Source organism: Mariniphaga sp., assembly GCF_041687215.1.
Taxonomy (GTDB): domain Bacteria; phylum Bacteroidota; class Bacteroidia; order Bacteroidales; family Prolixibacteraceae; genus Mariniphaga.
In genome coordinates this window covers 33,932-48,788 of record NZ_JAWLCI010000012.1, presented here as the reverse complement: position 1 = coordinate 48,788, position 14,857 = coordinate 33,932, and the positions used below count along the sequence as shown (strand labels likewise).

At 41.3% G+C, this 14,857-nt stretch carries 11 protein-coding genes; 5 read left to right on the top strand and 6 right to left on the bottom strand.

Annotated features, from left to right (window positions below):
• Positions 1-2: 2 nt before the first annotated feature.
• Entirely contained in the window at positions 3-572 is a 570-nt protein-coding gene (locus tag ACESMA_RS06805) for a manganese efflux pump MntP family protein (protein WP_372948029.1), read from the bottom strand.
• A gap of 119 nt (positions 573-691) precedes the next feature.
• Between ACESMA_RS06805 and ACESMA_RS06800 the strand changes: the two genes are divergently transcribed.
• The 3 genes from ACESMA_RS06800 to ACESMA_RS06790 are packed head-to-tail and all read left to right on the top strand — an operon-like array spanning position 692 to position 2,577.
• Positions 692-1,225, top strand: a complete 534-nt coding sequence (locus tag ACESMA_RS06800; RefSeq protein WP_372948028.1) for an RNA polymerase sigma factor — start codon at positions 692-694, stop codon at positions 1,223-1,225.
• Positions 1,188-1,622: a hypothetical protein gene (locus ACESMA_RS06795; RefSeq protein ID WP_372948027.1), complete on the top strand. Its 435-nt coding sequence runs from the start codon at positions 1,188-1,190 to the stop codon at positions 1,620-1,622. The genes ACESMA_RS06800 and ACESMA_RS06795 overlap by 38 nt, the downstream gene beginning before the upstream one ends.
• Positions 1,623-1,635: 13 nt before the next feature.
• On the top strand, positions 1,636-2,577 hold the full coding sequence (locus ACESMA_RS06790; protein WP_372948026.1) for a DUF4252 domain-containing protein: 942 nt from the start codon (positions 1,636-1,638) through the stop codon (positions 2,575-2,577).
• A 71-nt stretch (positions 2,578-2,648) separates the two neighbouring features.
• Here the strand turns inward: ACESMA_RS06790 and ACESMA_RS06785 are convergent, their stop codons facing one another.
• Both ACESMA_RS06785 and ACESMA_RS06780 read right to left on the bottom strand, forming a co-directional pair.
• The gene (locus ACESMA_RS06785) at positions 2,649-3,986 is read right to left on the bottom strand and encodes a DUF4270 domain-containing protein (RefSeq protein WP_372948025.1); all 1,338 of its coding nucleotides are present in this window, start codon (positions 3,984-3,986) and stop codon (positions 2,649-2,651) included.
• Between the two features lie 132 nt (positions 3,987-4,118).
• On the bottom strand, positions 4,119-4,922 hold the full coding sequence (locus ACESMA_RS06780) for a glycogen/starch synthase (RefSeq protein ID WP_372948024.1): 804 nt from the start codon (positions 4,920-4,922) through the stop codon (positions 4,119-4,121).
• Positions 4,923-5,084: 162 nt separating this feature from the next.
• On the opposite strand from ACESMA_RS06780, the gene panC reads away from it, so the two are divergent.
• Together panC and panD are read left to right on the top strand one after the other, a co-directional pair.
• Positions 5,085-5,924, top strand: coding sequence for a pantoate--beta-alanine ligase (panC, locus tag ACESMA_RS06775; RefSeq protein ID WP_372948023.1), 840 nt, complete (start codon positions 5,085-5,087; stop codon positions 5,922-5,924).
• An 11-nt stretch (positions 5,925-5,935) separates the two neighbouring features.
• Positions 5,936-6,286 carry an aspartate 1-decarboxylase gene (gene panD, locus ACESMA_RS06770; RefSeq protein ID WP_372948022.1) on the top strand — a complete coding sequence of 117 codons (351 nt, stop codon included), beginning with the start codon at positions 5,936-5,938 and terminating at the stop codon, positions 6,284-6,286.
• 5 nt (positions 6,287-6,291) lie between these two features.
• Here panD and ACESMA_RS06765 read toward each other — a convergent pair whose 3' ends face one another.
• Genes ACESMA_RS06765 through ACESMA_RS06755 form a run of 3 tightly spaced genes read right to left on the bottom strand, consistent with a single transcriptional unit; the run spans position 6,292 to position 14,827 of the window.
• On the bottom strand, positions 6,292-7,011 hold the full coding sequence (locus ACESMA_RS06765) for a hypothetical protein (RefSeq protein ID WP_372948021.1): 720 nt from the start codon (positions 7,009-7,011) through the stop codon (positions 6,292-6,294).
• A gap of 3 nt (positions 7,012-7,014) precedes the next feature.
• A complete protein-coding gene (locus ACESMA_RS06760; protein ID WP_372948020.1) occupies positions 7,015-11,739 on the bottom strand; it encodes an efflux RND transporter permease subunit in 4,725 nt (1,574 codons plus the stop codon).
• 1 nt (position 11,740) lies between these two features.
• On the bottom strand, positions 11,741-14,827 hold the full coding sequence (locus ACESMA_RS06755; protein ID WP_372948019.1) for an efflux RND transporter permease subunit: 3,087 nt from the start codon (positions 14,825-14,827) through the stop codon (positions 11,741-11,743).
• Positions 14,828-14,857: the final 30 nt, after the last annotated feature.

Genomic DNA, 14,857 nt, shown 5'->3' with positions numbered 1-14,857 from the left:
AACTATAAAAAGGTGTGTTCAACCAGAATTTTCACTCCCATTCCAAACAAAATAATTCCTCCGAGAATGAGCGATTGTTTGCTGCGATTGGCCGGAATGTTTTTCCCGAACAACATGCCAAGCATGGACGCAATAAATGTAATGGCACCAATGATTAATACCGGAAATAAAATGGGCACTTCGAGGAACCCGAAACTAAGTCCCACCACCAAAGCATCGATACTGGTGGCAATGGAGAGACTTATAATGACCCTTTTTCTGAAGGGATTAAAATTTTGAAGCGTGCCATTGGGTTTTGTTCCTTCTGCAATCATTTTAATTCCAATAAAAGCCAGCAATCCGAAGGCAATCCAATGGTCAAATGAGCTGATAAAATTGTGAATGGTTTTTCCTGCGAACCAGCCAATTACCGGAAAAACAGCCTGAAAAAATGCCAGTGAAATGGCAATGGGAACTGCTTGTTTAAACCGGATTTCCTGTTTCATCAATCCACACGAAACCGACACCGCAAACGAATCGAAACTCAATCCGACACCAATAAACAGAAAGGTTAAAAAGTGCGTAAAACTCATTTCAATTAAAAGGTGCAAAAATACCTAATTCATTAAAAACTGAAAGCTTTGTAATTTTATTTTCAGCAAAATACTGATTTGTTGTTATAAAACTAAAGGATAATCGTCCATAATAACAAATGACCGAAGACGAGTTTAAAAATAGCGTTTTGCCATATTCCCGGAAGCTGTATCCGATGCTGAAACGAATACTGAAAAACGAGGAAGAAACGAGGGATGCCGTGCAGGAGTTGATGGTCAAATTTTGGGCAAAAAGACACGAACTTGTCAAATGTCATAACCTGCAGGGTTACATCGTTGCTGCCGCAAAAAATTACAGTTTCGATTTGCTGAAACGGAAGCGCATTGTAAACTTTAGTGAAAACGGCGAACAGCAGTTCTATCAGATTGAAGCGGGAGAAGTGAATCCGGATTTAAGAGAGAAATATGAACAGGTGCACCATGCCATTGAAAAACTTCCGGAAAAATACCGGGAAATTATCCGGTTGCGTGATATCGATGGATTTGCCTATGTCGAAATAAAAGAAATGACAGGGATTGAAGAACCCCACATCCGTGTGATACTTTCGAGGGCACGACAGAAAGTGAAAGAGGAGGTGGAAAAAATTTACAATTATGAAGACAAAAGACAATTTGCTGGAAAAATATTATAGGGGAGAAACCACGGAAGAAGAGGAAAAAGTGTTAAAATCAGAAGTCATGTCTTCTGATTTGGATTCAGTTGAAAAAAATATTTTCGGTTATTTCAGGCATGATGCTTCTGTACCTGACGATTTGGAAGATTCCATTTTTATAAACATTCGGAAAAAGGAGAGAAAAAGCAAATCCCGCCGGATGTGGATTTATTCCATGACCTCAGCGGCTGCTTCAGTACTCATTATTTTGAGCATTTTCCTTGGAATCCGTGCTGAAAGAAATCAAAAAATGGAAAACGAATTTTTCGTTTTGGAAGAGGCGTTGTTCAGGATTTCAAAAAGTATTCAGCCTGAAGAACAAAACGAAATGCTGGTGCTTTGGATAGATGAAAATGTAGAAATAATAGTAAACTAAAAATAGAAAAGTCATGAAAAAAATTTTGCTCATTTTTACAATTTGTGTAATTCCATTTGCCGGTTGGTCGCAACAGAAACTTTTTGAGGAACTAACCGAAAAATATGCAGATCAAAATGGATTCAGTGCCAGCCAAATTACTTCCGACATGTTCGATTTGTACATTAAAAAACGTAACATCGACGAACAATCGCCGGTTTTTGATGCACTAAAAAGTCTGGATAATATCCTGGTTGTCTCTCAAACCGGTGTTTTTCGGGGTGGTGTTTCAACTGCCGGCGAAACAGAACCCGACGAATTGGCTGCCGAAATTCATCAGGTCATTTTGGATTATTATAAAAAGCAAAATTTTTCATTGTTTAAAACTGAAAAGCAGATGGGTGAAGATGTAAAAGTTTTCCTGAAAAAAAACCAGGAAAAAATTGAGTCACTGGCTTTGGTAACCCATTCGCAGACGGCCACAAATCTGGTCGAACTTCAGGGCAATATCGATCTTTCCAATGTTTCGCAACTCAGCCAGGCACTGAATTTACGCGGTCTCGAAAATCTTTATAAAATTAATAATCAGGGACCCAGTGCATTTTATGTAAATTCACCAAAAGCGGAATGGTCGGAGGAACGAATTGAAGAAATGGTTGCCCGTCAACGAGAACTCGCTGAAAGACAGCGTTTTTTAAGTGAAGAACAACGGCAAAAAATTGAAGAACAGGCACGAATTATGGCTGACAGGCAACGTGAATTATCTGAAAAACATCGAGAACTGGCTGAGAAATACAACCGGTTCCCCATTCTTTTAAATTATCCGGGCGATGCCGGTACGGTTTATTTCCTTAACGGGAAAAAGGTAGATGCTGAGGCATTGAAAAAAATTAAACCTGATGATATTGAAAGCATTGAGGTAACCAAGCCCAAAAAAGAGGGCGACGAAACAACCATTAAAATTAAAACGAAATAAAAAATTGCTTCGAATAAAAAACGGGCAGCTTTCATTTTAAGTTGCCCGTTTTTTATTTGGTTAATAATTTCTTATTCCATGAACTTTGAATAAGTGATTACCAGTTTAATGCCGGTCTGGCTGTTGCTGCCTTTCAGCACAACCCGGCTGGCTTCACTGTTTTTTCGGGCAGTGGTTAAAAAGAATCCATGGTTTTCTGCTAGTCCCTCAATAATTTGTTGCAAATGTTGAGTAATATTAAAACGGTAAGTGTAATCGGAACGAAGCCCACCGCCGTAATAGGTTGAACTAAACGAGTAATCAGAAGGAAGAAATTCGGTACCTTCCTCATCTAAAACTGTAAAAAGCAGTTGCAAGGGAGGTTGATATTTATCTACTTCGGAAGCAATGGTATCAACTTGAAATACCAGTTCAGCCTTGTTTATACCTATATTCGCGGAATCTTTCCAGGAGGTAATTCCATCAATATAAATTTTTGATTTTAAACCTCCTGTAGCCTGCACGTAAATAAGTGAATCATCGCCGGAATCCACATCCAAACTGGCTTCGAAAGAAGTTCCCGAATAATCGTGCTCAATGGAGTTTACGCGGGCACTGAAACGTGTAATTACATAAGGGTTTAAAAGGGTATCCGGTTCATCTTCAGCCTTGTTTTCATCGTTGTTATAGTAAACTACCAGTGCTGAACCTTGAAAATCGCCTGATGAAGCAGCTTCCAGTGTAAGAATTGTGCCACCTGGGGTTGTTTGTTCTTCGGCTTCAATATACAAACCTTTAAAATATTCCAGGAACACATCGTTGTTTATCATTTGCAGCGAATCAGCATCTACCAGTTTTTGTCCAAACGAATTATCGAGCGGAATAGTAATAAGCTGGTAGAATGTGTCTTGCGAAGCAGAATCCTGCCTTACAACCGGCGTGTAATCAACTTGGCCAATGAGTTGTGCAGAAGCCAGTTCCTTCAAATTAACATCCTGATTGTAATTTTGATCCACATCAAGGGGTGATTCCAGTTCGTAAATCTTGAATTTTTGCGGGGTAATGGTGTCGCCGTAAATGAGGCGGTAATAAAGAAATAATTTTACAGAGTCAGCTTCAGCATTGGTTCCATAATCCGGAAAATCCTGTAATCTGAATTGTGTGGCAAAATTGATGGTTGTTTTCCCAAAAACCGGATCATAAAAACTCCCTAATAAACTTTTCGATGGTTCATCGGTTCGGACTGGCCCTTCTGTATAAGTATAGGAAGAAATACTGTTTTTTTCCACCAGGTTTTTTACTTCAATTAAATCACTTGTAGGAAGCAATTCCATTCCCAAATCATTGGGTTCATTACATGCGGTAAAAAATGCCACAGTAGTTATTATCCAGAAAATTAGTAGGTATTTATAAGCTATTTTGCGTTTCACTGAATTCTTGTTTTAAGTAATTGTTTTCCTGTTTGCAAAAAATAAAACACAAACGTATAAAAAATCGTTGAGGCGGTAGTGTAAATGGTTGCAATTTTGATCTTTTTACAATAAAATTTGATCTTTTAACAACTACCATACTTTTTTGTAAAAATCGTCGTAAGCATCAATGTATGTTTCTTTTGGCTGGTAGCCCAGAAAGGGTTTGCCGGTTTCAGGAACAAATTTTTCCAGATCGGGGTGAATTTTTTCTGTGCCCTGAATAATGGCATCAGAGTAATTAATGGCCAGTTTGCTCAGGTTCACATAGTCTGGTTTTTCGATAAGCGAAACATCTTCGGGAACCATTCCGTCCAGCAAAACCTTGGTTTTAATTTCGGGGTTCAGTGTTTTTTTGAATTCATCGTTATAGAGGGAGTAAATCACTTTTGATTGTCCGAAAAGCGGATCGTTGTAATAGTATTTTTTAATGAAAAGCGGAACAAGTGCGGTCATCCAGCCGTGGCAATGAATTAAATCGGGTGCCCACCTCAGTTTAATAACCGTTTCCAATACACCGCGCGCAAAAAACAGGGCGCGTTCGTCGTTGTCTTCAAATTCTTCTCCTTTTGAATTGGCAACAACCTGCTTCCGGTGGAAATAGTCTTCATTGTCAATAAAATAAACCTGCATACGGGCTGCCTGAATGGAAGCAACTTTTATAATAAGAGGGTGATCGGTATCATCAATAACCAGATTCATCCCCGACAAGCGAATAACTTCATGCAATTGGTTTCGTCTTTCGTTCACGCATCCGTATCGCGGCATAAACGTGCGAATTTCACGTCCCTTTTCCTGCACTCCCTGAGGCAGGTAGCGGGAAATTTCCGACATTTCACTTTCGGGCAGATAAGGGGTGATTTCCTGAGAAATATATAGGATCTTTTTCTTTTCCATTGACCTGTAAGCGCGGTTTATAACAGACTGCAAAGGTAATAAAAATATCGTGAATATTCAATTATAGTCATTTCCATTGTGTTAAGCCTCATGCTTTAATAACAGGCTGTTCCAAAAATTAAGCAGATAATTTATTTACTTTGCGCTGTTAAAAATAAGACAATGGTTCTGGTTAAAACAATAAAGGAACTTAAAAAGCAATTAAATGCGCTTCGGGAAAAGGGAAGTGTAGGTTTTGTACCCACCATGGGTGCACTGCATAGCGGCCACATATCGTTGGTAAATCAGGCTGTTCACGAAAATCAGGTTGTGGTGGTTAGCATTTTTGTAAATCCCAACCAGTTTAACGATGCCAGCGATTTGAAACGCTACCCGCGCAATCTGGAGGCAGACCTGAAATTACTGGAACCCACTGGATGCGATCTGGTTTTTGCGCCCGAAGCCGAAGAAATTTATCCTGAACCCGATACCCGGATTTTCGATTTTGGACCCCTGGAGCAGGTTATGGAGGGAAAACACCGGCCAGGTCATTTTAACGGAGTTGCCCAGGTGGTAAGCCGTCTTTTCGAAATTGTGAAACCCGACAAAGCTTATTTAGGGTTGAAAGATTTTCAGCAACTGGCTATAATTAATCAACTGGTAAGAATGTTAAAATTGCCGGTTGAAATTGTTCCCTGCAACATAATTAGAGAAAAGAATGGCCTGGCCATGAGTTCGCGCAACGAACTTTTGACGGCTGATGAAAGAGGAAATGCCGCTCTTATTTTTAAAACGCTTTTGAGGGCAAAAAACCTTGCCGGCACAATATCCGTAAGAGAGCTTAAAAACGAGGTGATTGAAACCATCAACAAAAACCCGTTTTTAAACGTTGAATATTTTGAAATAGTTGATTTTGAAAATCTTCAGCCTGTAAAAAGCTGGAGCGAAAAAGGAAAGAAAATCGGCTGTATTGCCGTTTTTTGCGGAAAAGTCCGATTGATTGACAATATTGTTTTGAACTGAAAGGGCAAATTATGCACATAGAAATTTGTAAATCGAAAATTCATAAAGTAACTGTTACAGAAGCCAATCTGCAATATGTTGGAAGCATAACCATTGACGAAGATTTGATGGAAGCCGCCAATTTAATTGAAAATGAAAAAGTGCAGGTGGTAAACATCAATAATGGCGAACGGCTTGAAACCTATGTGATTAAAGGCGAACGAGGCTCCGGCACAATATGCCTGAACGGACCGGCTGCACGTAAAGCGGCAGTGGGCGATGTGGTAATCATTATTTCCTATGCATCAATGGATTTTGAAGAAGCCAAAACGTTTAAGCCTTCCATTATTTTTCCGGATGTTGAAACCAACAGACTGGTTTAATTTTGTTACACAAACTTTTCTCTTTTTTGCAGGTTGTAAAGTCCGTAAAGGATAAAAACAATCATACTTGCTCCCAAAAATATCCGGTTCTTGGTAATCAGTCCCTGCCAGATAATTTCGTTAAAATTGTTTGGTATTTGGAATGGGTTCAGAAAAACATTCCATTGGGAACGTTCCACTGCATCCTGTAAAATTATCAGCGCAACGCCAATTAACACCATCAAAACCGCAGTTCCGTTTCCGTTTTTTATAATGGTTGAAAACATAAAAGCCATGGAACCCATAAAAACAATGGGATACATCAACTGATAAGCCATTTCCAGCACATTAATTTTATACAAAAGTACTGATGCAACGGCTGAAAAAAGAATGGTAATCAGAAAGATTAAAACATAGATCATTAACAGCCTCACCAGCCAAATCTTGTACCGGTAATTGGGAATTCCGAACAAAATTTCAAGCATCCGCGAATCGTCATCGTTTTGAATGCCAAACACCGACGGATAAAAAATGAGCAGAATTCCGGGAAAAATAAGCAGGTTGTAAACCGTTCCATCGGTTAATGCTTCTCCATTCCAAACGGTTTGAATGGCAAAAAACAGGAAAAAGCCGAAGGCTGCCAGTAAAAACCAGATAAAACGGCCAGCAAAAATGATTTTCAGGTTGTAGCGAATCATTCTCACCGTGTTTTTAAAACTATTTTTTATATCGAATTTTTGTTCCATTTTCTACACATTTTTAGCAAAGTCTTTCAACAGGCACAAATAGGCATCTTCCAGGTGTGGCGATGCAGGTACGGCATTTTCCGATGGTTTTTCTTTTGAAAGCACACGAATTTTAATGTTCTCACCATCGCGCATGTGATGAACAATGAGCTGTTTGTTTGAAAAACTATCGAATTCTTTGGCCGGTAAAGTCATTTGCCAAACAAAACCTTCGCCCATTTTTACCATCGCGTTTGGCGTTCCAAAGTATTTTAAATCGCCGCGGTTAATAACTGCCACCTGGTTGCACGAGCTCGAAATATCCTCAATAATATGTGTTGAGAAAATTACAATCCGCTCGCGGCTTAATTCCACCAGCAGGTTTCTGAATCGAATCCGTTCGCGCGGATCGAGCCCGGCGGTTGGTTCGTCAACTACCAAAATACGTGGCAGGTTGAGCAGGATTTGCGCAATACCAATCCGTTGTTTCATACCACCCGAAAACGAACCAATTTTGTCATCTTTCCGGTCGAACATGTGTACACTTTTTAGCACATATTCCATCCGTTCGTTACGTGTGGCAACATCTTTAATGCCCTTCAAAATAGCCTGGTAATCGAGGAATTCCCATGCCGACATGTTTTCGTAAGTACCAAATGCCTGGGGCAGGTAACCGATTAATCCCTGCAATTCTTCGCGGTGTTTTTGCGTGTCGAGCCCGTTAATCCAGATTTTTCCGTAGCTCTGTTCCAGAATTCCGCAAATGATGCGCATCATGGTCGATTTTCCTGCACCGTTGGGCCCCAAAAGGCCAAACATTCCGGTTTTAATTTCAAGCGAAACTCCATTTAATGCACGGAAAGGAACTTTGTGTTTCCCGATTACCGGAATCTGCCTGACCATAGTAAAATAGCCGCGGCGCAATCCACTGAACCGACCTTCAATCCGAGCGATATTCAGGTTTTTCCGGTGAATATATTCACCCGAACTGTAAATAACCAGTAACAGTGTCCAGATTATTCCCACAAAAATAACCATACCCAGGTTGTCCCAGTTTCTGAAAAATATAAAAAGGAAAAAGGCCGGAACTCCCCAGAAAATCACGTTTCGGACAACTCGGTTTATTTTTGGATAAACTGAATTTTTTGTGGTTTCGAACCTGTTGGCCATTACTTGTTTAAACGGCACATACAGCAGAAACAGGAAGAAGTAAACAAAGTGCGACATGATCCACATCCACACACTACTGTTTACGTAAAAGAAAGTAAAGAAAACCAGGAACCCGAACAGCGGAATTTGCCAAATGAGGTCGTAAAAATCGCGCAGATGTTTGTAATCTCTCAGCAAACCGGCACGTTCCCTGATTTTTATTCCGGCTTTCCACTCACGTACAAAACGGTTGTCGCGGTCGTAAATTTTTACCAGTTTTTGTATAACAATCCGAATTTGTTCTTTTTCGTCCACTACTTTTGAGCTGGCTTTTCGTAAGCTGGTTAATACAAAGGCAGTAACGCCGGGAATAAGAATAACGATCATCATAAATCCAAGCAGTTTCCACACAAATGAATCCACTTCGAAATAAATATAAAGCGTAGCAATTACAAACAGAACGAGTTGCATCACTTTTAAACCCCAGTGAAGCGATTTGAGCCAGTTTACGGCATTTTCCATCCCGAAATAGAGTGTAGGAACAAAAACCAGAGTGAGGATTGTACTCACTGCAAGTCCGCCAATTACTGTTATTGCGAATGGCGCTCCAATTGCACCAACATATTCCGACTGCCCCATGGCAAGCGGTAACATGGCTACTATGGTGGTAATGGCAGTGATTAAAATCGGTCGAACACGCGAAAGCCCGGCGGTCATTAAAGCCCGCGATTTACGGTAACCCCTTTTTCGGAGAATGTTGGTGTAATCGATGAGAATGATTCCGTTATTTACCACCACTCCAAGCAATATAAGAAACCCGGTTAACGTGTTGGCATTAAACAGACTATTGCCGGTAAAAATGAGGGCAATAAAAGAGCCAATGGCTGCCAGCGGTACTGAAAACATTAAAACAATGGGCGTGGTAAGCGATTCGAAAACCGATGCCAGAATCATCAGAATGAGCAGGAAAGCAGCGCCAATCAGAAAGTAAAATTCTGAAAACTGGTCTTCTTCGTGAATAATTTCAATAGCCACACCGGCCGGCATTTTATAATTACTCACAACCTGGTCCAGTTCAAGCCGGTAAGCTTCAAGCAGGTCTTTCGATTGTTCGGCCTCCTGGGCAAAACGGTAAAACAGTTCAATCTGTTTTTCCTGGTTCACCCTGGTAATGCTTGCCATCCCATCGGCATAAACTAAATCGGCAATATCCTGAAGATCGTAAGTGGCTCCCAGGCTATTGCTCACCTTCATTAGCCTTAAATCTTCAATGTTTTTCTCTCTTTCTTCTTCCTCTTCGGTGAGCTTTTCTTTGATGATGATTTCATATTCCTCAATGCCTTGTTTGAAATTAACGCCGGAAGTGAATTCCCGTGTAAAAGAGCCCAACTCAGAGGCAATGTTATTCATGTTGAGGCCAAATTCAGTTAACAGTAACTGGTTAAAATAGAGGTGTAATTCCGGGCGGTTGCTGGCCACACTGATATTTACACTACGAATGGATTCGAGGTTTTCAATAAAATATTGCAAATCTTCGGCTACTCCACGCATCGCATTAAAATCTTCACCTTTAATTACAATACGTTCGCGGTTGGTTCCAATGCCCAAAAACCGGCTGAAATTTTCCATTCCGGCGCCACCACCGCCACCGCCACCGCGGAACCGTGCACTTGACGCAGGTGCAGTGAGGCTAATTTCTGCCTGGGAAATATTGTTGACAAGTCCTTCCACTTCCGATTTGATTTCGGCAATAGAGCGCTTGTTAATCTTTTCATAGTCTTCCTGTAAAACAACAGTTATAATGGCATCCTCTTCCTGAATGTTTGCAATTACATCCTGTTTTTCCTGAATTCCTTCCAGGCGGCTTTCCACTTCGGCAGCCACCAAATCGGTTGCTTCAAGAGTTGAACCGGTGGGCATGGTAACATAAACGGAAAAACGGGTTTCTTCTACTTCCTCAAGCGTATTTACGCTTATGGCCAGCACAATAAATACCGTAATAAAAAACAGCACAATAGCGCCTACAACTGTTGCAGCGGGAGCTCGCATACTGGCTTTTAACAGCAGAATATAAATTTGAATAATACGGTTGTTGGTTGTAACTTTTTCATAAAAAATATTGTGCGACGATTCCCTTTTCAACAGAAAATGAGCTGCCATGGGAATAAGTAAAAGCGCCACAAACAGCGATACCGTAAGTGTGGAAATGATAGAAACCCCAATGTGGTTCCCCATCAGTTTAATCATGTATTCTGAAGAGAACAGGAATGGAAGAAAAACGGTGATGGTGGTTAACGTTGCCGCAACAATTGACCGCCAAACTTCAGTGGTTCCCTGAACTACTGCTTTATCGGGATCAAACCGCTTCCCGGAGAGCCGGTAAATGTTTTCGAGCACCACCACGCTGTTGTCAAGCAACATTCCGATGGCGAGCACCAGCCCAACCAGGGTTAAACTGTTAATGGAAACATTAAAGGCATAAAACAGGTTGAATGCCGTGAATACTGAAACCGGAATGGCCAGGGCAATGATGGAAACAATTTTCAGGTTTTTCAGGAAGATCCACAGAACAAAAATGGCAAGTAATCCTCCAACCAGCGCCAGGTTCATTATCTGATCGATGTTTTTTTCCATGGTTTCGGCCAGGTTGGTCTGAACCACCATCTCCACATCATTTGGCGCCAGTTTTTCATTCAGCGCTCCAATTCGTTCCTGCACTTTTCCTGAAAGCTCAATGAGGTTAGCCTGCGAATCGCTCACCAACATAATGGAAACGGCATCCAGCCCGTTTACGCGGCTGATGCTTTCTTCCTCTTTCACACCAAAAAATACGTCGGCAACGTTTTTAAGGTAAATGGGTCCTTCGGCAACAATAATGTTTTCAATATCGGTTACCTGGTTATACTCGGCAGTTACATGCAAGAAATACTGTTTCTGACTTTCGTGAAGGTAGCCGGCAAAAGTGCGGTTTGCCGAGTTTGAGGTAATGGCATTTCTGATTTGTGCCGGTGTAATATTGTAGGCATCGCAGGCAGCTTTGTCGTAAGTAATTTCAATGGAACGTTCTTTCCCGCCAAAAATAGTTACCGAAGCAATTCCATCAATATTTTCAAGTTCTGCTGCAATTTCCTGGTCCACAATATTCCGAAGCCGGTCGGTACCTCCACTGCCCCTAACCTGCAGTTCCATAAACTGGTTGGAGAGTTGCTGCACATCCACCCGGTTTACCGAAACAACAAAATTTTCGTCGAGGTTATCGGCAGCCTGATCAATCTTTTCCTGAAGTTTCAGAAACGTATATTTAAAATTGATGTTTTGATTGAAATTAACCTGGATGGATGCCGTACGATTATTCATAAAAGTTTCTATGCTCTCAATACCTTCCATGGTTCCAATGGCTCCCTCAATGGGGATTACCGCCTGGTTTTCCATGTAGGCCGGATCAACCTCAATACGTGAGTTGATCTGGACAAAAAGCATGGGAAGTTCTGCATTGGGCATAAGCTCAACCGGCAGTTGTTTATAGGAAACATACCCCAAAAGGGTAAGCCCTGTAAACAACATGCTGATGAGTACTTTTCTGTTTATTATAAAATTCATTCTATTTTCTTACAAACAAGGTTTTTATCCTGTCTAAAATATCGTAAACACAAGGAATAACTACCAGTGTTAAAAGTGTGGATGTTACCAAACCACCAATAACTGCCAGAGCCATGGGCGAACGTAGCGAGGCGCTTTCGCCAAACCCAAAAGTTAATGGCAACAGGGCAAGCACTGTGGTTAAACTGGTCATTATAATGGGTCTTATGCGTTGTTGTCCGGCTTGTAAAATGGCATCTCTTCTTGTATTTCCCTCCCGGATAAGCTGGTTTATGCGGTCAACCAGAATGATGGAGTTGTTAACCGCAATACCGGCCAGCATAATTATTCCGATAAGCGCCATAATGTTTAAAGTTTTTCCGAGGGCAAAAAAGATGAGAATACTTCCAACAACCGCCAGCGGGATGGTAAGCAAAATGGTAAACGGATGAATCAACGATTCAAATTGTGACGCCATGACCATGTAAACCAGAATTATTGAAAGCAGCAGTGCAAATCCGAGACTACTCATCGATTCCTGCCTTTTTTCTTCTTCGCCGGTCACCAAAATCCTGTAATTCAGTGGTAATTCTATATTTGCAGTTTCCTGCCTGATGTTATTAGCAACATGTTCCAAAGCAAGTCCTTTGTCCATTTGTGAAGTAACCCGTCCAATGCGGTTTTGGTTTTTTCTTAGTATTTCTTTTGGGGAAGTACCAAAAGTAATTTCGGCAATTTCGCTGAGCCTGAACACCTGGTTTCCGGAGCTGATTGTGAGGTTATAAATTTCATTCAACCCTTTTTCAGGAACTTTAATGGTGATATCGCGCATTTCACCTGATTGTTCCATTTGTCCGGCATTTTTTCCCTCCAACTGGTCCTGAATTTGCGTAATAACAGTATTGATATCGAGATTATACATTCCGGCCCTGATGCGGTCAACATGCACCTCAACTTCAGGTGCACCTTCTTCTATTGAAGTTTGAATGTTAAACAATCCTTCTATGTTCATCATCCGTTCTTTCACCTGGTTTAACACTGCTTCAATTTCGTCGAGCTCTTCGCCTCTTACTTCCACAACAACCGGGGCTTCTTCAGTTCCCAAAATAGATTTTAGCGCACTTTGCTCTTCGGCATAACTAATTTCAAGGCCGGAAATATCTGCCGTGAGGTTATCCATTGTTTCAATAACCTGGCCTGTTGTAAGCGTAGCATCTTCCGTTAAAATCACCTTTATTTGAGCTGTGTTTTCGCCTTGAAAAACGGCTGTTTCGTCACCCAAAATACTGGTTGAAGGTCCTGAGTGCGAATAGATTTTATCCAGATTATCGCCTAAATATTCAGTAAGAATGGATTCTATATTTTGAACCGTAGATTCAGTTCGAACCAATTTTGTACCTTCCTGCATTTTCAGGTTCATGGTAAATTCGCGGGTTTCGGTTTTGGGCATAAATTCTGTGCCAATAAACGGAACCAGCATAAACGAACCTAATACCAACAGAGTAGTTACAATAACCACCATCCATTTCACTTTCAATAATTTATCGAGAAAACGGCTGTATCCGCCCATTTTTACTGAACTTTTTTTAGTGGGGGATTTTTTGTTTTTATAGAACCGGTGATAAAGGGTTGGAATTACAAAAATGGCCACGAATAAAGAGGAAACCAGAGAAAATGCCACGGTCCAGGCCTGGTCTTTGAATAATTCGCCCGATGCCCCGTGCAGGTAAACAATTGGCAGGAAAACGACAATGGTGGTGAGCGTTGAAGCTGTAATGGCGCCTCCTACTTCGGCGGTTCCGTTAACTGCTGCATCTTTTACACTCATTCCGTTTTCGTGATTTCTGAAAATATTTTCGAGAACAACAATGGCGTTGTCAACCAACATACCTGCACCAAGTGCCAGACCTCCCAATGTCATAATATTGATGGTGAGGTTATTAAAGTACATTAGGTTGAAGGTGGCAATAATGGAAATTGGAATGGCAATACTTACGATAAGTGTGGTTCCCAGCCTTCGCAGGAAAAGAAAAAGCACAAATACGGCCAGTAAAATACCAAGCAATGCTGTGTTTTGAACCTCGCCAATGGCGCTACTTATAAAACGTCCCTGATTGGTTACCTGCTGCAGATTGTAACCGGGCAGTGCTCTTTCAATATTTACCAGCGCTTCGTTTATTTGATCCACCGCCTTTACGGTGTTAAATTTGGTTTCTTTGTAAACAGCCAACCCAACACATCTTTCACCATTAAAATGTACGATGTTGGCAGGTTCTTTATTTGCCAGGGAAACAGTGGCTACATCGCGCAGAAAAACCGGTGCCATTTCAACGCGGGGACGCTCTTCGGTTTCCACCCGAGTAGCTTTGTAACCAACAATCAGGTTTTCAAAATCTTCCACATCGTTGAGCAACCGAACTCCTTTTACAATGTATTGAAGACCCATTTCACTTATTCTTCCGCCCGAAACATTGCGGTTAAAGTTTTGAATGCGTGAACTTACCTCGTCGAGTGTAAGGCCTTGAGATTCCAACCGGTAGTGGTCGGTTTTTATAACCACTTCGCTTTCTTCCTGTCCCGAAAGTTCAACCTCTGCCACACCTTCCAAACGTACCAGTTCGTTACGAATGTAATTTTCCGCAACTTTTCGGATTTCGTTCATGTCGGTAATTTCGCTGTGTTTAACGGCAATCAACATTACCGGTGCAGTATTCGGGTCGTGCTGGGTTATGCGCAGGTCGTCAATTTCGGCGTTTTGGGTAAGTGAATTCAATGCTTTTTGCAGGTCGAGGAAAGCCTCGTCCATATCTTTATTCCAGGCATATTCTACCGTAATTTGTGCTGTGCCAACCCGGGTAATGGAAGAAACCTGAATCACATCGGACTGGCGAATGGCCAGCGCTTCAATGTTTTCAACAAATTGTTTTTCCATTTCCTCCGGTGGCCGCTCGCCCGAAGTAATTTCCACGAAAATCCGGGGCGAGTTTAAATCGGGGAACAAGTCAACCCCCAGCTTGTCAAACGAAATGTACCCCAGGAGGATGACTCCCAGGACAATCATTAGGATGGTTACCGGGTAATTGACAGAAAATTGGGTTAATTTCTTCATTTTAAATAATTTCTAATGATTTTCCGGTAT

Coding starts and splice junctions, on each gene's coding strand:
- ACESMA_RS06790 (WP_372948026.1), top strand. CDS start 1,636: ATGAAAAAAATTTTGCTCATTTTTACAATTTGTGTAATTCCATTTGCC.
- ACESMA_RS06800 (WP_372948028.1), top strand. CDS start 692: ATGACCGAAGACGAGTTTAAAAATAGCGTTTTGCCATATTCCCGGAAG.
- panD (WP_372948022.1), top strand. CDS start 5,936: ATGCACATAGAAATTTGTAAATCGAAAATTCATAAAGTAACTGTTACA.
- ACESMA_RS06780 (WP_372948024.1), bottom strand. CDS start 4,922: ATGGAAAAGAAAAAGATCCTATATATTTCTCAGGAAATCACCCCTTAT.
- ACESMA_RS06760 (WP_372948020.1), bottom strand. CDS start 11,739: ATGAATTTTATAATAAACAGAAAAGTACTCATCAGCATGTTGTTTACA.
- ACESMA_RS06795 (WP_372948027.1), top strand. CDS start 1,188: ATGAAGACAAAAGACAATTTGCTGGAAAAATATTATAGGGGAGAAACC.
- panC (WP_372948023.1), top strand. CDS start 5,085: ATGGTTCTGGTTAAAACAATAAAGGAACTTAAAAAGCAATTAAATGCG.
- ACESMA_RS06755 (WP_372948019.1), bottom strand. CDS start 14,827: ATGAAGAAATTAACCCAATTTTCTGTCAATTACCCGGTAACCATCCTA.
- ACESMA_RS06805 (WP_372948029.1), bottom strand. CDS start 572: ATGAGTTTTACGCACTTTTTAACCTTTCTGTTTATTGGTGTCGGATTG.
- ACESMA_RS06765 (WP_372948021.1), bottom strand. CDS start 7,011: ATGGAACAAAAATTCGATATAAAAAATAGTTTTAAAAACACGGTGAGA.